This window comes from Streptomyces sp. NPDC005752 (assembly GCF_040630715.1).
Taxonomy (GTDB): domain Bacteria; phylum Actinomycetota; class Actinomycetes; order Streptomycetales; family Streptomycetaceae; genus Streptomyces.
In genome coordinates, this window is record NZ_JBEXYB010000039.1 from 1 (window position 1) to 16,648 (window position 16,648).

Annotated in this window: 12 protein-coding genes and 1 tRNA gene; 10 read left to right on the forward strand and 3 right to left on the reverse strand. The window is 68.4% G+C overall.

What is annotated here, in order from left to right:
* Positions 1-4,223 (reverse strand): beta-ketoacyl synthase N-terminal-like domain-containing protein (locus ABZ441_RS27500; RefSeq protein ID WP_358978975.1); only part of this gene is annotated, 4,223 nt, incomplete at its 3' end.
* 701 nt (positions 4,224-4,924) lie between these two features.
* On the opposite strand from ABZ441_RS27500, the gene ABZ441_RS27505 reads away from it, so the two are divergent.
* The 7 genes from ABZ441_RS27505 (at position 4,925) to ABZ441_RS27535 (ending at position 11,911) form a co-directional block, all read left to right on the forward strand.
* Complete coding sequence (locus ABZ441_RS27505) at positions 4,925-6,337, forward strand: NDP-hexose 2,3-dehydratase family protein (protein ID WP_358978977.1); 1,413 nt, start codon at positions 4,925-4,927, stop codon at positions 6,335-6,337.
* 3 nt (positions 6,338-6,340) lie between these two features.
* Positions 6,341-7,366, forward strand: a complete 1,026-nt coding sequence (locus tag ABZ441_RS27510; protein ID WP_358978979.1) for a Gfo/Idh/MocA family oxidoreductase — start codon at positions 6,341-6,343, stop codon at positions 7,364-7,366.
* The gene (locus tag ABZ441_RS27515; RefSeq protein WP_358978981.1) at positions 7,366-8,103 is read left to right on the forward strand and encodes an NAD-dependent epimerase/dehydratase family protein; all 738 of its coding nucleotides are present in this window, start codon (positions 7,366-7,368) and stop codon (positions 8,101-8,103) included. The genes ABZ441_RS27510 and ABZ441_RS27515 overlap by 1 nt, the downstream gene beginning before the upstream one ends.
* Positions 8,104-8,151: 48 nt before the next feature.
* Positions 8,152-9,405 (forward strand): glycosyltransferase, encoded by a 1,254-nt coding sequence (locus tag ABZ441_RS27520; protein ID WP_358978983.1) that lies wholly within the window; start codon positions 8,152-8,154, stop codon positions 9,403-9,405.
* Between the two features lie 66 nt (positions 9,406-9,471).
* Positions 9,472-10,440: a dTDP-glucose 4,6-dehydratase gene (gene rfbB, locus ABZ441_RS27525; protein WP_358978985.1), complete on the forward strand. Its 969-nt coding sequence runs from the start codon at positions 9,472-9,474 to the stop codon at positions 10,438-10,440.
* A gap of 26 nt (positions 10,441-10,466) precedes the next feature.
* Entirely contained in the window at positions 10,467-11,336 is an 870-nt protein-coding gene (gene rfbA, locus ABZ441_RS27530) for a glucose-1-phosphate thymidylyltransferase RfbA (RefSeq protein ID WP_358978987.1), read from the forward strand.
* A 137-nt stretch (positions 11,337-11,473) separates the two neighbouring features.
* Positions 11,474-11,911, forward strand: a complete 438-nt coding sequence (locus tag ABZ441_RS27535; RefSeq protein ID WP_358978989.1) for a cold shock domain-containing protein — start codon at positions 11,474-11,476, stop codon at positions 11,909-11,911.
* 285 nt (positions 11,912-12,196) lie between these two features.
* Here ABZ441_RS27535 and ABZ441_RS27540 read toward each other — a convergent pair.
* Both ABZ441_RS27540 and ABZ441_RS27545 read right to left on the reverse strand, forming a co-directional pair.
* Positions 12,197-12,270, reverse strand: a tRNA-Pro gene (locus ABZ441_RS27540).
* Between the two features lie 50 nt (positions 12,271-12,320).
* Positions 12,321-14,978: an AAA family ATPase gene (locus ABZ441_RS27545; protein ID WP_358978991.1), complete on the reverse strand. Its 2,658-nt coding sequence runs from the start codon at positions 14,976-14,978 to the stop codon at positions 12,321-12,323.
* Positions 14,979-15,085: 107 nt separating this feature from the next.
* On the opposite strand from ABZ441_RS27545, the gene ABZ441_RS27550 reads away from it, so the two are divergent.
* The 3 genes from ABZ441_RS27550 (at position 15,086) to ABZ441_RS27560 (ending at position 16,639) form a co-directional block, all read left to right on the forward strand.
* Positions 15,086-15,661, forward strand: a complete 576-nt coding sequence (locus ABZ441_RS27550; protein ID WP_358978993.1) for a DUF309 domain-containing protein — start codon at positions 15,086-15,088, stop codon at positions 15,659-15,661.
* Between the two features lie 105 nt (positions 15,662-15,766).
* On the forward strand, positions 15,767-16,189 hold the full coding sequence (locus tag ABZ441_RS27555; RefSeq protein WP_205023845.1) for a DUF350 domain-containing protein: 423 nt from the start codon (positions 15,767-15,769) through the stop codon (positions 16,187-16,189).
* 75 nt (positions 16,190-16,264) lie between these two features.
* A complete protein-coding gene (locus ABZ441_RS27560; RefSeq protein WP_358978996.1) occupies positions 16,265-16,639 on the forward strand; it encodes a hypothetical protein in 375 nt (124 codons plus the stop codon).
* The last annotated feature ends 9 nt before the right edge of the window (positions 16,640-16,648 follow it).

Consider the following 16,648-nt stretch of genomic DNA (forward strand, 5'->3'; position numbering starts at 1 on the left):
GTCCCACTCACACCGAACGACGACACACCCGCCCGACGCACCCGACCCGTCTCCGGCCACACCCTCCGCTCCGTCACCAACTCCACCGCACCAGCGGTCCAGTCCACATGCGGCGACGGCTCATCCACATGCAACGTCGCAGGCACCACACCATGCCGCATCGCCATCACCATCTTGATGACCCCGGCAACACCCGCAGCCGCCTGCGCATGCCCGATATTCGACTTCAACGACCCCAGAAGCAACGGACCAACCTCGGACCGACCCTGCCCATACGTGGCAAGAAGAGCATCCGCCTCGATCGGATCACCCAAAGTCGTCCCCGTCCCGTGCGCCTCCACCACGTCCACCCCGGGACCGGACACCCCCGCGTTCGCCAACGCCTGACGGATGACCCGCTGCTGCGCGGGGCCGTTCGGCGCGGTCAGCCCGTTCGACGCACCGTCCTGATTCACCGCCGAACCCCGCACCAGGCCCAGTACCCGGTGTCCGTTGCGTCGGGCGTCGGACAGCCGCTCGACCAGCAGCAGCCCTGCACCCTCGGCGAAGCCTGTGCCGTCGGCGGCAGAGGCGAAAGCCTTGCAGCGGCCGTCGCGGGACAGCCCGCCCTGTCGGCTGAACTCGGTGAAGATTCCCGGAGAGGACAGGACCGTCACCCCGCCGGCGATCGCGAGAGACGACTCCCCTGACTGCAGGGACTGCACCGCCAGGTGCAGCGCCACCAGCGAGGAGGAGCACGCCGTGTCCAGCGTGATCGCGGGTCCGGTGAGTCCGAGCAGGTAGGAGATGCGGCCCGAGGCGACGCTGGTCGTCTTGCCCGTGAGCAGGTAGCCGTCGAACGTGTCCGAGGCCTCGTGCAACCGCGGTCCGTACTCCTGGTCCATCGTGCCGATGAACACGCCGGTCCGGCTGCCCTGCAACGAGTCCGGGGCTATGCCCGCCCTCTCCAGCACCTCCCACGACGTCTCCAGCAGGAGCCGCTGCTGCGGGTCCATCGCCAGTACCTCGCGGGGTGAGATGCCGAAGAAGCGGGCGTCGAAGTCCGTGACCTGGTCGAGGAAGCCGCCGCCCTCGGCGAAGCTGTTGGCGTGGCCGTCGGAGCCACGCAACCTCTCGATGTCCCAGCCTCGGTCCTCAGGAAACGGCGAGATGGCGTCCGTTTCGTCGAGGACGACGCGCCACAGGTCCTCGGGAGAAGACACTCCGCCGGGATAGCGGCAGCTCATCCCGATGATCGCGATCGGATCGTCGTCGTCGGTCGGGGAGGAGGCCTCTCGGACCGCGGCAGGAGCGCTTTCGGCAGCCCCTGACTCGATGTGTCGGGCCAGCCGCGCCGGGGTCGGATGGTCGAAGAGAGTGACGCTGGACAGTCGCGTACCCATGGCGGTGTTCACCCGGTTGCACAGATCGCCGAGCATGATCGAGTCGAACCCGAGGTCCTTGAAGGTCCGCCGCACGTCGAGCCCGGCCCGTGTCCCGTGCCCCAGCACGACAGCGGCCTGCGTTTTGACCACATGGAGCGCGTCGGGGGCCGGTTCGCCCTCCACGACAGTTACGGGTTCCGCAGCCGGGGTGTCGGATGTCCGGACCTCAGTGGCGTCGGACAGAGCCGGCCAGTGGGACCGGCGCTGGAAGGCATATGTGGGCAGGTCGGTCCGGCGTGCACCGGTGCCGGCGAACACCTGTGTCCAGTCAGGGCCGACGCCGTGGGACCAGAGCTCTGCCAACGATGTCAGAAGGCGCTCGGATCCGCCCTGATCGCGGCGCAGCGTCCCGGCGGCGAAGATCTCGGCGTCGGCGGCGTGGCCCGCCTCCGTGATCGCGGATGTCAGCACCGGGTGCGGGCTGACCTCAAGGAACACCGTGCTCCCGGCGTCGAGCAGGGAGTGAATCGTGTCCTGGAACCGCACCGGATCCCGCAGGTTCCGGTACCAGTACTGGGCGTCGAGCGATGTGGTGTCGACCGGCGAGGCGGTTACGGTCGAGTACATCGCCACGTCGCCGGTCCGCGGGGTGATCGAAGCCGCCAGCTCCATCAGCCGATCCCGGACCTGCTCGACATGTGGCGTGTGTGAGGCGTAGTCCACCGCGATCTCCCGCGTGCGGACACCGGCCGATTCCAACGAGGCGACGGCCCCGGCCAGAGCGTCGGGGCTCCCCGCGATGACCGTCGAGGCCGGGCCGTTCAGCACTGCGGCCCATACGTCGTCCTGGGCCGCCAGCAGCTCAGCCACCCGCTCCGGCGAAGCGGCGACCGAGATCATGCCGCCACGGCCCGCCAGTTCCTGGGCGATGACCTGGCTCCGCAGGGCAACCAGCCTCGCTCCGTCAGCCAGTGACAGAGCACCGGACACGCACGCGGCGGCGATCTCGCCCTGCGAGTGCCCCAGCACGGCCGTCGGGACGACACCGAGCGAGCGCCAGACCCGGGCGAGCGAGATCATCACAGCCCACAGAACGGGCTGAACGACGTCCACCCGGTCGAGCGGGCTCTCGCCCGATGCACCGCGCAGGACGTCGGTCAGGTCCCAGTCGATGTACGGCGTCAGCGCCTTTGCGCATTCCCCGATCGATTCGGCGAAGACCGGCGATGCCTCGAGCAGCCCGGTCGCCATGCCGACCCACTGCGTCCCTTGGCCGGGAAAGACGAACACCACGCCGGGAGGGTCCCCCGCGGCAACCCCGTTCACCACGTTCTCCGCAGGCTCGCCGGACGCCAGTGCGTCGAGCCCGCTGAGGAACTCCTCCCGGTTCGCGGCCAGCACGACGGCACGGTGCTCCAGAGCCGTCCGCGACGACGCCAGCGACCACCCCATGTCCAACGCGCCGACGGCAGAGCCGGCAGCCAGCTCACGCAGCCGCGAAGCCTGTCCGCGCAATGCCTCGGAGGAACGGCCTGATACCGGCCACGGCACCACCGAGCCCATGTCCAGCACCGTCGCCGGTGCGTGCGTGGAGGGCTGTTCCTCGGCGACGGGAGCCTGCTCCACCACGACATGCGCGTTGGTACCGCCCATACCGAAGGCGGACACCCCTGCGGTCAGGGGCACTTCGGGCCTGGGCCAGGGGGACGCCTCGGTCTGCACCCGGATGTTCAAGTCGTCGAGCGGGATGGCGGGGTTCGGCTTGTCGAAGTTGAGGCTCGGGGGGAGTTCACCCGTCTTCAGCGCGAGTATGACTTTGATGAGGCCGGTGATGCCCGCAGCGCCTTCCAGGTGCCCCACGTTCGTCTTGGCCGAGCCGACTCGCAGCGGCATGTCCGGCGGACGCGACGATCCGATGACCGCCCCCAGTGCCGCCGCCTCGACAGGGTCGCCGACCGCTGTACCGGTGCCGTGCAGTTCTACGTACTGCACGTCCGCAGGCTCGATTCCGGCTGCGGCATGGGCCCGGCGCAGGACGTCCTCCTGCGCTGCCCGGCTCGGTGCGGTGAGGCTGTCACCGCCGCCGTCGTTGTTGACCGCACTGCCGCGCAGGACGCCGTGGATCCGGTCTCCGTCGGCGAATGCCCGGGCCAGTGGCTTGAGCAGTACGAAACCGCCGCCCTCGCCTCGGACGTAGCCGTTCGCCCTGGCGTCGAAGGTGAAGCAACGACCGTCCGGTGAGAGTCCACCGAATCGCGAGACGCTCAGGGTGCCGTCGAAGGTGAGGTTGAGGTTCACTCCGCCGGCGAGGGCGATCTCGCTCTCTCCGCTTCGCAGACTCTGGCAGGCCATGTGCACTGCTACGAGCGAGGAGGACTGGCCCGAGTCGACGACCAGGCTCGGTCCGGAAACTCCGAGTAAGTAGGATATTCGGTTGGCGATCATGCCCCGGTGCAGACCCGTGAGGGTGTGGTGGGTGACCGCCTCGGCGGGCTGCTGCTGGAGGAGAGACGCGTAGTCGTCGCTCATCGCTCCGGCGAAGACGCCTAATCGCCGACCTGCGACGCTGCGCGGGACGATGCCCGCGTCTTCGAGCGCCTCCCAGCCGAGCTCGAGCGCCAGCCGCTGCTGCGGGTCCATGGCCACGGCCTCGCGCGGCGAGATGCCGAAGAAGTCCGCGTCGAAACCGTCCACCCGGTCGAGGAAGCCGCCGCGTAAGGCAACCGCCGGTTCCTCGGCCCGAGGACTCGCCCACCGGCCTCGTGGCACTGGTGTCACCGCGTTCACGCCGTTGCTGAGGAGCCGCCGGAAATCTTCCGGTGAATTGGCTCCGGGTAACCGGCAGGAAATCCCGACCACTGCGATCGGAACATCGGCGTGAACGGACGGTAACGAACCAATGCCCCTGGTCAATTTCGAGCCTCTCGCCATGTCGCGAATATACATCCCAGCAACAACGTCACACGGAAACGATGGCTTCGGCGCCATCCCTCACGCCCTGCGCCCCGCACCTGTCGGCGTTGTACGGATACACCGCTCACACGCTCCCACCAGGCAACTCCTGGCATACAGGAGGCCGGGAACGGCAGAGAAGCAACGAATGAATGCTTGCACGGTCCGGCGCCCCCGCCTATCAGTCGGACTCTACAGCGGTCCTGCACTGCGCCGGCCGGAAACCGGTGCGTAACATAGGAAAGACCCGCTGCACCTTCAGCGATCAGTTCCCTAACGCTAGGCCATACAAGCCGAGCTGCCATGTGAGCTGCATCACACGATCCATCCTGGCGTTCTCCGGCCGACATTCACAGCAGGAGTGGGTTGACAGCGGCGGACCGATCACGCTTGGCTGAAGCGTGCGTCACGCCGATCCACAGGGTCACAGGGCGGAGAAAGCCCGAATCGGCGGCCCTTAAACCCCGCCCGGCCACCAGCACTTGAGCCGCGGTCAGCGACAGTCGTCCACTCCGGCACCCCACACGTCAAATCCGAGGGAGTTAAGGATGACTCACACCTCGTTGGAGTCTCCGTCCGCGTTACATACTCAGGATTCCGTCTTATCCATGCGGATAGCGCGATCCTTATGGGCAGCCGACAGCACAGCCGCGAGCCTGAAGAGTTTCCACAGCTGGTTCACCGGACTCAGAGACAGTGATGCGTCGCAGGTCCGAAGAATTGATTTTGATGCACTAACCGATTGGCGGTTCGAAGCCGCGACCGGAAACATCGTTCATGACAGTGGCAAGTTCTTCTCGATCGAGGGCTTGAATGTAAGGGCCACGCAGGGGCCGGCACAACACCAGTGGTCGCAGCCGATCATCAGCCAACCGGAGATCGGCCTGCTCGGGATCCTGGTAAAAGAATTCGACGGCACGCTCCACTGCCTGATGCAGGCCAAGATGGAGCCCGGGAACTGCAACGGCTTACAGCTTTCGCCGACCGTGCAGGCGACCAGGAGTAACTACACCGGGGTGCACGGCGGTAAAGCGGTCCCCTATCTGGACTATTTTCGCGATGCCCCGTCACAGCACGTGATCACCGATGTGCTGCAGTCGGAGCAGGGGTCCTGGTTCTACCGCAAGCGCAACCGCAACATCATCGTCGAGGTGGACGAACACGTCGAGGTGCTGGAAGGCTTCCACTGGCTCTCGATCGGCCAACTGCACGAATTATTATCGATTGACGATCTTGTGAACATGGACGCGCGCACCGTCCTGTCGTGCCTTCCACTGTCCGGCACTGGCCTCTCGAAGGCTCACGACTTCCAGAGTGGGACCTTCCGGTCCGCATTGGTCAGGTCCCTCGGTGCGGACCAGGGCACGCTCCGCACCTCACGTCAGGTGCAGCACTGGATCACCGACGCCCGCGTTCGCTCCGAGATGGACACCACGCCGGTCGGCCTCGGCCAAATCGAGGGTTGGCACCGCTCGTCGGACCGGATCTCACACGAGACAGGCCTGTTCTTCGACGTGATGGCCGTGGACGTGCGCGCGGGCAGCCGTGAGGTGCGGGGCTGGACGCAGCCGATGATCCAGGCGCGTAACCTCGGAGTGGTCGCCTTCCTGACCCAGCGGATCGAGGGAGTCCTGCACGTCCTGGCCAACGTCAGGGCAGAGCCCGGACTTCTGGACATGGTCGAGGTGGCTCCCACCCTGCAGTGCACGCCGGAGGACTACCGGGGCGTGCCGGCAAGGGCCCGCCCTCCGTTCCTGGACGAGATGCTGCAGGCGCCCCAGGACAGCATCCGGTTCGACACCGTCCTGTCCGAGGAGGGCGGCAGGTTCTTCCATACCCGCAACCGCTACCTCATCGTGGAAGCCGACCCGGATCGCAAGCTCACCGCCCCGGCGGACTTCTGCTGGCTCACCGTCCACCAGCTGACGGACCTCATCCAGCACAGCCACTACGTGAACATACAGGCCAGGAGCCTGACAGCCTGCCTGCACAGCCTGACCCTCCGACCGATGGGGAACTGACCGATGGACAGCCCTCATCAGTCCGGTCCGGTGCGCATCGGCGTGCTCGGCGCTTCTTCGATCGCCTGGCGGCGGACACTGCCCGCGCTGCGAGATGTTCAGGACAGCACGGTCGTCGCGGTCGCCAGCCGCGAGAGGGACAAGGCGGAACGGTTCGCCGCCCGCTTCGACTGCGCCGCCGTACACGGCTACGAGAGACTGCTCGAGCGGGACGACATCGACGCCGTCTACGTGTCGGTACCCAACTCACTGCACCACCGGTGGGTGAACCGACTGCTCATGTGCGGCAAGCACGTACTGGCCGAGAAGCCGCTGACCACCCGCCCGGCGGACACCGCCGCACTGGCCGAACTCGCGGCAGACCGGGGGCTGGTACTACGCGAGAACATCGCGTTCGTCCACCACGGACTGCACCGGCGGGTCGCCGAGCTCGTCGGAGCCGGCCGCATCGGACGTCTACGGCACATCGACGCGGCGTTCTGCTTTCCGCCGCTGCCCGGGACCGATGTGCGCTACCGGGCCGACCTCGGCGGCGGTGCGCTGCTCGACGCAGGGCTCTACCCCGTCCGGCTGGCCCAGTACTTCCTCGGCAACGAACTCACCGTCGCGGGGGCTGTGCTGCGGGAGGACCCCGCGGCAGGCGTCGACGTGGCGGGGAGCGCGGTGCTCGCGGCGGCGACCGGGGAGACCGTGACAGTCACTTTCGGCTTCGAGCACAGTTACGGGTCGAGCTACACGCTGTGGGGCAGCAGCGGGCGACTGTCCGTCGACCGAGCGTTCACCCCGCCACCCACCATGGCGCCGCTGGTCCGCATCGATGAGCAGGACCATGCCGAGGAGATCACGCTTCCCGCTGAGCACCAGTTCGCCAGATCGGCGGAGTCGTTCGTGAAGGCGGTGTCGCGGTCGAGATCCTCCGGATCCGATCCGGACCATGACGCCTGGGCCGCGACCGCGCTGCGTACCGCCGAACTCCTCGACCGGATCGCCACGTCCGCCCATCGTGTCGTGGCAGGGAAGCAGGTCTGATGGAGATCATCGGCAACGGGTTCATCGCACAGAACCTGGCCACGATCGCGCACCGGCACCCGTGCGCGACGGTGGTCGCCGCCGGTGTGTCCAGCACCGGCGTCCGGGCGCCTGAGGAGTTCGCCCGCGAAGAGGCGCTGGTGCACGAGATCACCGACCGGTGCCACCGCGCGGGCCGCCTCGTCGTCTACCTGTCCACGGCGTCCCACGCGATCTACGGAACCACGGAAGTCGCCCTGGACGAACGGGCGGACGTGAAGCCGCAATCGCCCTACGGCAGGCAGAAACTGAAGCTGGAGCGTGCGATCGCCGAGTCCGGTGCACGGTGGCTGTCCCTGCGCCTGAGCCACGCCGTGGGCCGATGGCAGCGGTCCCACCAGTTGCTGCCCTCGCTCGTCGGGCAGGTACGCAGCGGGACCGTGCAGCTGCACCGGGGTGCGCACCGTGACCTGGTGGACGTGGCCGACGTGGTCCAGGCGATCGACGGGCTGCTCGCCCAGGGGGTGCAGGAGGAGATCGTGAACATCGCCTCAGGCGTGCCACAGCCGATCGCGACCGTCGTGCGGGGAATCGAACAGCGCATGGGCGTCGCCCCCCGGCACGAAGTCATCGACACGGCACCGACCCTGACGAGGGTTTCGATAGCCAAACTGTGCGGACTGCTGCCGCCCATGCGGTCGGTCTCCGAGCCGGACTACCTCGACAGGATTCTCGACCGTTACACCTCGGCCTACTGACCATCCGGGTCGAAGCCGTCTCACCAGCGACATTTCTATGGAGGGTCCATGCGCGCCTCGTTAGTCGTACTGGGATCGCGAGGGGATGTCCAGCCGTTCATCGCACTGGGCACGACACTGAAGGCCCGAGGGCACGCGGTGACTCTCGCAACCCACGGGGATTTCGAGGCGCTGGTGCGGGAGGCAGGGCTGGAGTTCATCGAACTGCCCGGGAGTCCGCGTGACTTCCTCGCCCACCCTGCCCTCGCGGAGGCGCTGCAGCAGGGTGCGTCACTGTTCCGTGCCGCGCGGAAGGTCCCGCGGCCGACCTCCGAGCACATCCAGGAGCTTGCCGCCAAGGTGGCGAAGGCCTCGGCGGGCGCGGACCTCGTGGTCAACAGCATCCTGAGCCGCATCTCCTTCGAGTCCGACGACAGCGCACCGTGGGGCTCGGTGACCTGGTGGCCCCTCAACCCGACGGCACAGTGGCCGGCGATGATCCTCCCGCAGTACCACCTGGGTAGGTCCTACAACCGCCTGACCCACCGGCTTGCGGGACTGTTGGACTGGATCACCATCCGCGGTCTTCGTAAGGACGCGAGTCTGCCGCCGCTGCCTTTCGGCGCACCCTACGGAAATCTGGGCAAGGACGTCCCGCTGCTCTGCCCGGTGACCCGCGCTCTGTTCACCGAGCCTTCCGACTGGCCCGAACGCTCACACATCACCGGCTACTGGTTCTGGGACCGGAAGTGGACGCCGCCGCAGCAGCTGGTCGACTTCATGGATTCCGGGACTCCCCCGGTGACCCTGTCCTTCGGCAGTATCTGGCCGGTGCACCCACCGGCCGAGACCCTGCAGAAGGTCCTGGCCGTGGTGCGCTCCCACGGGCGCCGGCTCGTGCTCGTGGGCGGGGGGCCCACCACGGTCCCGGAAGACGTGTTCCGGATAGATGACGTGCACTACCCGTGGCTGTTGCCGCGCTCCGCCGCCTTCATCCACCACGGCGGCTGCAACACCACCGGTGAAGCCTTGCGCTCCGGCCGCCCCCAGGTTGTCGTGCCCACCTTCGCCGACAGCCCGTTCTGGGCGGCGAACGTGCACGCGCTCGGTGTGGCGGCGAAGCCCATTCCATTCCAGAAGTTCACCGCCGAACGCCTCGACGTGGCACTCGGCGCTGCTCTGTCCGACGATGACATGCGGCGGAAAGCACACGACGTCGGTGAATCCGTACGTGCCGAGCACGGGACCGAGAAGGCAGCCGAGATCCTGGAGGAATGGGTCCGGCACTGGCGCGCCCAGAAACGCGACGTCGCCTCTGCGTGACCACTGGTGGACAGCAGAGCGCCGATCACGGATCGCAGGGCATCGGATCGACAATCAAGGAGACCCATGCGCGCCCTAGTCACCGGAGCCGCCGGATTCATCGGCTCGGCTTTCGTCCGGCATGCGCTCGGCGGCTCTTTTCCCGGCCGCACCGAGATGGAAATCACCGCTCTCGACGCACTGACGTACGCCGGGAACACGGAGAACCTGGCTCCGGTGGCCGGCCACCCCTGCCTTTCCTTCGTGCACGGTGACATCTGCGACGCCCCGCTGCTCCGTTCTCTGCTGCCGGGGCACGACGTCATCGTCCACTTCGCCGCCGAGACACATGTCGACCGCTCCATCGAAGGCCCCGGCGCTTTCGTCCGTACCAACCTCCTGGGTACGCAGACACTGCTGGAGGCGGCCCGTGGCGCCGGCATTCCACGCTTCATCCATGTGTCGACGGACGAGGTCTACGGATCGATCGCGAAGGGCTCGTGGACGGAGGAGTCGCCCGTCGATCCGAACTCTCCGTACGCCGCGTCGAAAGCGGGCGCCGACCACATCGCGCTGGCGTATGCGAGAACATACGGAATGAACATATCGGTCACCCGCTGCTCCAACAACTACGGCCCCTACCAGTATCCGGAAAAGCTCATTCCCCGGTTCATCACCCAGCTCATGGGCGGACGCTCCCTGCCGCTCTACGGAAACGGCGACAACATCCGGGACTGGCTGCACGTGGACGACCACTGCAGGGGAATATGGCAGGTTCTGGAGAAAGGCCTTCCAGGCGAGGTGTACAACATCGGCGGCGGTTCCGAGCTGTCCAATCTCCAACTCACCCACCTTCTGCTCGAGGAGTTCGGATTCGGCCCGGAAATGATCGAGCCGGTGCCGGACCGACTCGGTCACGACAAGCGTTACTCCCTGGACGGAAGCAAGGCTCGACTGCTCGGATACGCCCCTCAGGTCCCCTTCTCGGAAGGACTGCGCCAAACAGCGGACTGGTACCGGGAGAACAGCTCCTGGTGGCGCCCGCTGCTGCCGTGAAGAACCCAGAGATCTCGGAGTGAATCATGCGTGGAATTGTCCTGGCCGGAGGGGCGGGGACCAGGCTCAGGCCGGTCACCGGCATAACATCCAAGCAATTACTGCCCGTGTACAACAAGCCGATGGTCTACTATCCGCTCTCCGTTCTCATGCACGCGGGAATCCAGGACATCCTGATCATCAGCAGCCCCAAGTACATCGGGGCCTTCCAGGAGTTACTGGGCGACGGGCACCGGATCGGCCTCGACCTGCACTACGCCGTCCAGCAGCACCCGGACGGACTGGCCGACGCACTTCGCCTCGGCCGGGACTTCATCGGGGGCGAGCAGATCGCCCTGATCCTCGGCGACAACATCTTCTACGGCCACCAGCTCCCGACCCTCCTGCAGAGAGAGCGTGAGTCCCTCAGCGGCTGCACCCTCTTCGGATACCCGGTCGCCGATCCCGAACGCTACGGGATAGCCGAACTGGACAAGGACGGAAAGATCGTCTCCATCAAGGAGAAGCCCGAAAAGCCGACGTCGAACCTCGCGGTCACGGGACTGTACTTCTACGACAACGATGCCATCTCCATGGCCGACGAGCTCACCCCGTCGCCGCGGGGAGAGCTGGAGATCACCGACCTCAACCTCAACTACGTGGAAAGCTGCCGCGCCCGGCTCGTCAATCTCGGCCGCGGAAGCGCGTGGTTCGACACCGGGACCCATGACAGCCTCCTCGAAGCGGCGACCTTCGTGCAGATCATCGAGAAGCGTCAGGGGATCCGTATCGCCTGTATCGAGGAGATCGCCTACCGGATGGGGTTCATAGACGCCGTTCAGTTGTCCGCGATAGGCGACAGCCTGGGACCCACGAGCGACTACGGTCAGTACATTCTGGACCTGGCCGCCGCATGACGTCCGAAGGGGTGGGACGCAGCAAGGATCCATAACCGGCCCGATCGTGCCCTGCCCTCGTCGCACGGCACCGGCCAATTTTCGGAAGCGTGACATTCATCCGGGCAAGTGGCCCGGCTTATTCTGGGGTTGATGGCATGGTTGCAGGTCGTGTGGTGCGGTTCGACGGTGTTCGGGGTTTTGGGTTCATCGCTCCGGATCATGGCGGGGAAGACGTCTTCCTGCATGTGAACGATCTGTTGGTGTCCGAGCACCTCCTGCGCTCAGGCATCGCCGTGGAGTTCGAGGTGGAGCAGGGGGACCGCGGCCTCAAGGCTTCGTCCGTCCGGCTCGCGGAGGGAGCCGACGCCACACCGCCGGCCGCTCGGACAGCCGCCGTCGCCGCCCGGCCGGCTCCGCCCAGGCAGGCGGACAACGACGATTCCCTGTGCGACGTGCTCGCCGCGAACGACTATCTGCACGAGGTGACCGACGTGCTGCTGTCCGCCGCCCCCACGCTGACGGGAACCCAGATCCTGCACATCCGCGACGGGCTGCTCCAGTTCGCCAAGAACCACGGCTGGACCGAGGGCTGAGCGGCCGGGGGGGATGCGGCGCGTCTCCCCCGGCCGTGCCGCGGAGCGGGTGCCTGGCCGAGCCACAGGCTGGTGCGACACGCCCCTCCCCCGGTCGCCCTGTGATCGCCACGCCACGGGAACGACGCTGCGCCTGGCGCGCGCCGCCCTCAGGTGCCCCTGTGCGTGGCGCGTGTTCCCGCCGCACCCTCTCGCGGCCGAGGAGTCGACAGCCGGGTCCCAGAAATGATCAAGGGCCGGATTCGGATTTCTCCGAAACCGGCCCTGACCTGCGACTCTCACGAGTCGGGACGACAGGATTTGAACCTGCGACCCCTTGACCCCCAGTCAAGTGCGCTACCAAGCTGCGCTACGTCCCGATGCGTTTCCTCCCGGAGCTCCCGGGCGGCTGCGCAGGACAAACATTACCTCACTCGGAGGACCGGATCGACGCGCGTGCCTGCTGGGCGCGGGTCGCGAGTCCCTCCGCACCACAGGCGGTGGCGAGCTTCTGGGCCCGGGCGAGCTCCCGCTCGGACCGGATCGCGATGCCGTACTCGAAACGGGCCATGGCGTGCTCGTAGGCGGACGAGGACGTTTCGAGGTGGCGCACGGACTCGGACAGCAGGTGCGTGGCCTCCTCCGCGGGCACGAAGAGGGCCAGGCAGCGCAGGGCCTCGCCGATCGCGGTGTCCGTGCCGAAGCGTTCCGCGTGGACGCGCGCCCGTGTCGCCAGCTGGGCGGCCCGGACCGGGTCCGTGTCGGCCAGGGCGCGGGCGAGATCCCCCGCCCAGGGGGCCCAGACCCCGTTGAAGCGGCCTCGCGGCTCCAGCGCCGCCCCCGCGGCCTCCAGCTCGGCCACGGCCTCCTCCGCGCGCCCCTCGGCCAGCAGCAGTCGCCCGCGTACGCACGGGGCGTCCGGCAGGACCATCGCGCTGGGGTACGGCGGGCCGAAGTCGTACCGGTCGGCGACCAGCCGGGCCTCCGCGGTCCGGCCGCGGGCGAGCAGGGTGTCGACGAGGAGGCAGGTGGCGTCCCAGTGAACGGGCAGTCCGCTGCCGGCACGGTCGGCGAGGCGCAGACCCTCGCGCAGGAAGACCTCGGCCTCCGCCAGACGTCCGCGACGGCGGTGCACGAGGCCCAGGAGGGTGTGCGCGAAAGCGAGGTGCGCGCCGCTCCAGCCGGAGATCTCGAAGGCGCGCACCGCCTCGCCGAAGAGCGCTCCGGCCCGGTCGAGCTGGTCGGTGAACGCGTAGGTGATGCCCACCATCGCGGGTAGTTCGAAGCCCCACTCGGAGTCCGTCCAGCCGAGCCCGCGAGCGGGCCGCCCGTCGACGAGCGCGCGTTCGCAGAAGTCCACGACGAGTTGGGCGTTCTCACCACGGAGCATGGCGTCGAAGGCCCGCAGGGTGAGCAGGGCGCGCTCGGCGTTGTCGCGGCCCTTGAGGTGGTCCGCGTTGCGTGCCAGGCGGGCCGACCGCCCGGGGCCGTCGTCCTCGGCGGCCTGCATGCCCTCCCACAGGAAGTGCGCGGCCTGGAGCCGCATCAGGCCGGGGCCGGGGGCGGTTCGGGACGCCTCGGCGGCAAGCGAGAGCGCCGCGTCCTTGAGCTGGTTGTTGTGGGAAAGGGCGGAGGCCAGCCGGAAGGTGGCGTCGATCCGGAGGGCCCCGTCGAGGCCCGGCGTGTCGAGCGCGGCGCGGAGGTGCTGGACCGTGGTGGCCGGCGAGGAGAGCAGGGTGGCACAGCCGAGTTCGTACAGCAGCGCCGCCCGGTCACCGGGGCGCGGCGGCTCGTCCAGTGCGCGTTCGAGGCAGCGCCGGGCTGCCTCCGGGGCCCCGACCGCGAGGTGTTGCCGGGCTGCTTCGCGGAGCTGCGCGACCAGTTCCTGGTCGTCGTCCGCGTGGACTTCGAGCAGGTGGCGGGATGCCGCCGCCGCGCCGAGTCCGGCCTGGGTGATCGCCCAGGCGGCGCGTCCGTGCATGGCGGTGCGGGTCGCAGGCGGGATGGAGCGGTAGACGGCGCTGGCGATGAGCGGATGGACGAACTCCAGCGGATCGAAGCCGCTGACGATCCGGGCCTCCCGCAGCCGCGCCGTGCAGTCCGCGGCCTCGGCCGAACTCATTCCGGCCAGGGTGGCGGCGAGTTCCTGGGAGATCTCGGTGCCGAGAACGGCCGCCGCCCAGGCGAAGCGGTTGGCGTTGGTGCCGAGGCGTTCGAGGCGGGCGACGAGCCCGCTGCCCCGGGCCGAAGCCCCGAGTTCACGCAGGAACCCGGCGGACTCCTCGACCGGCGCCAGTTCGCGGTCCTGTGCCTTGGCCACGAGTTCGACCGCTTCGTACGGATTGCCTCCGGTGACGGCCCAGACCTCGCGGCAGAAGGGATCGTCCGCGTGGTCGCCCAGCCCGGCGCGCACCAGGTCCGCCGTGGCCTCGGGGGTGAGCGCGCGCAACGCCACCCGGGTCAGGGCCGGGTGTCCCTCGGCGCCGTTGTTCCGGGGGGTGCGGGCGATGGCCCAGTCGGCGTCACGGTCGGCCAGCTCCTGGGGGCGGTGAGCCTGGAGGACCAGCACGGGCAGTTCGGACAGCCGCGCGGTGAAGCCCGCGAGCCAGGCGAGGGATTCGCCGTCCGCCCAGTGCGCGTCGTCCACTATGAGGAGCAGCGGTCGGTGGCTGAGGCGGGAGGCGAGCTGGGACACGACGAAGTCGAGGCCGTCCCTGACACCTTGCGGGTCGGGTTGCGGGCCTCTGGGATCGGCGAGGCCCAGAGCGGGTGCGGCGATCTCGAACCAGTCGCCGAACAGGGCGCGGGTCTCGTCGGCGGGGAACCGGTCCAGCGCGGGCTGGAGCAGTTGGCGTACGACGTGGAAGGGCACCGAGGTGACCGTCTCGCCGCCGCGCGCGGACCAGATGGTGCAGCGGTCTTCGGCCATGGCCTTGATCTCGCCGAGCAGCGCGGTCTTGCCGATGCCTGCTTCGCCGCTGAAGACCAGCAGCCCGCCGGCTGCCTGCCCGCCGCAGAGGGCGTCCAACGCCTTCGCTGCGGCGGCGAGTTCCGGTTCGCGCTCGTACAACGGCCGGGACGGCTTCATGCCTCCCCTTCCCAGGGTGGTTGCGGAGGGCACCGAGCCTAGTCGCGCGCGGGTGCCCAGGGACAGGGTTCCCACGGTTGTTCGCAGGTGCGAGGCACAATCGAGGAGTGGACGAATCTCGCAGGGACCGCGACGAGGAAGGGCGGGCGCGCAATGCGCGCCCCCGGGACGGGCTGGGGCGCCCCCTGCCGTACGGAACACCTGGGGTGGAGCGGCAGCCGGAGGGAGTCGTCCGCTCCCCCGAGGAGACGGTGCGCGAGGCCCAGCGGCTGCTGGACGCGGGTATGCCGTTCCATGCCCACGAGGTGTTCGAGGACGCCTGGAAGTCCGGGCCGGACACGGAGCGCGAGCTGTGGCGCGGCCTCGCGCAGATGTCGGTGGGGCTGACGCACGCGGCCCGGGGCAACACGACAGGCGGAGCACGGCTGTTGAGGCGGGGAGCCGCCGCCGTCGAAGGATTCCGGACGGCTGATCCGCACGGGATCGGTGTGGACGGGTTGATCGGCTGGGCGCGGGAGCTGGCGGGACGCGTGGACCCCACGGGGCCCGCGGACGCTGAGGAGGACACCGGCGGCGGACGACATGACGGCGGAGACGCGCGAGGAGACGAACGGGGCGCTGCGACGGTGGACGCGGCCACGGAGGCACCCCGCTTGCGGCAGGGGGGCCGGGCCGGGGAGTGAGCACATGAGTGCGATAGGTTTTGCTCCTTCTTGACGACGTGTCGATCGCAACCGCCACGTTCGTGTTCCATTCTTCGACCACTCGCTCAGGAGACGGACGCCCCGATGACCGACATCATCAACGGCCTCGGCCGTGCCACCGCATACGGGGCCCTCGGCGTCGTACTGCTCGTTCTCGGCATATTTCTGATCGACGCCCTGACACCGGGCAAGCTCGGCCGCCAGATATGGGAGGAGCGCAACCGCAACGCGGCGCTGCTCCTGAGCTCGGCCCTGGTGGGCATCGGCGGCATCGTGTTCACGTCGATCTGGACGACGTACGAGGACTTCGGCAAGGGGCTGGCCTCGACCGCCGCGTTCGGGCTGCTCGGCCTGATCATGATGGCCGTGGCCTTCCTCGTCGTGGACCTGGTCACGCCCGGCAAGCTGGGGGCCACGCTGGTGGAGCGGGAGCCGCACCCGGCGGTGTGGGTGACGGCAGCCTGCAACCTGGCCGTCTCGGCCATCGTGTCGGCGTCGATCGCCTGATCGAGCCCCCTGGTCACCGGGGTGATCCCCCGGTGACGCGAACATCACGGGCCGCAGCCATTACGATCCGGCGTCATGAGCACTTCTGACCAGGACCAGGACCAGGCCCAGCAGCAGGACACGCAGCAGGACCAGCAGGACCCGGAGGCGGGCGAAAGCCCTGCGGGGATATCCGGACCCGCCGCGCAGGAGCGGAGACTCACACCACGTCAGGCGCGGCGGCTGCGGATCGTGCTCTCCTCGGCGGGCATGGCGGCGATGGCCGTCGTCCTGGCCTTGCGGATCGCGAGCCGTTCCTCGGTGCTGGTCGTCGGGGTCTACGGGCTCGCGCTCATCCTCTGCGGTGTGGTCATCGAGCTGAGCAGGAACGGCAGGACCCGGCTGGGGAGTTGGCTGCTGGGCATCGGGCTGGTGGCCGCCGTCGGCGCGGACTGGCTGCTCATTCCCTGAGCGGTCCCC

What these genes read in the sequence shown, in the direction of transcription:
- ABZ441_RS27505 (WP_358978977.1), top strand. Translation starts at nt 4,925, where the DNA reads ATGCGGATAGCGCGATCCTTATGGGCAGCCGACAGCACAGCCGCGAGC.
- ABZ441_RS27510 (WP_358978979.1), top strand. Translation starts at nt 6,341, where the DNA reads ATGGACAGCCCTCATCAGTCCGGTCCGGTGCGCATCGGCGTGCTCGGC.
- ABZ441_RS27515 (WP_358978981.1), top strand. Translation starts at nt 7,366, where the DNA reads ATGGAGATCATCGGCAACGGGTTCATCGCACAGAACCTGGCCACGATC.
- ABZ441_RS27520 (WP_358978983.1), top strand. Translation starts at nt 8,152, where the DNA reads ATGCGCGCCTCGTTAGTCGTACTGGGATCGCGAGGGGATGTCCAGCCG.
- rfbB (WP_358978985.1), top strand. Translation starts at nt 9,472, where the DNA reads ATGCGCGCCCTAGTCACCGGAGCCGCCGGATTCATCGGCTCGGCTTTC.
- rfbA (WP_358978987.1), top strand. Translation starts at nt 10,467, where the DNA reads ATGCGTGGAATTGTCCTGGCCGGAGGGGCGGGGACCAGGCTCAGGCCG.
- ABZ441_RS27535 (WP_358978989.1), top strand. Translation starts at nt 11,474, where the DNA reads ATGGTTGCAGGTCGTGTGGTGCGGTTCGACGGTGTTCGGGGTTTTGGG.
- ABZ441_RS27545 (WP_358978991.1), bottom strand. Translation starts at nt 14,978, where the DNA reads ATGAAGCCGTCCCGGCCGTTGTACGAGCGCGAACCGGAACTCGCCGCC.
- ABZ441_RS27555 (WP_205023845.1), top strand. Translation starts at nt 15,767, where the DNA reads ATGACCGACATCATCAACGGCCTCGGCCGTGCCACCGCATACGGGGCC.
- ABZ441_RS27560 (WP_358978996.1), top strand. Translation starts at nt 16,265, where the DNA reads ATGAGCACTTCTGACCAGGACCAGGACCAGGCCCAGCAGCAGGACACG.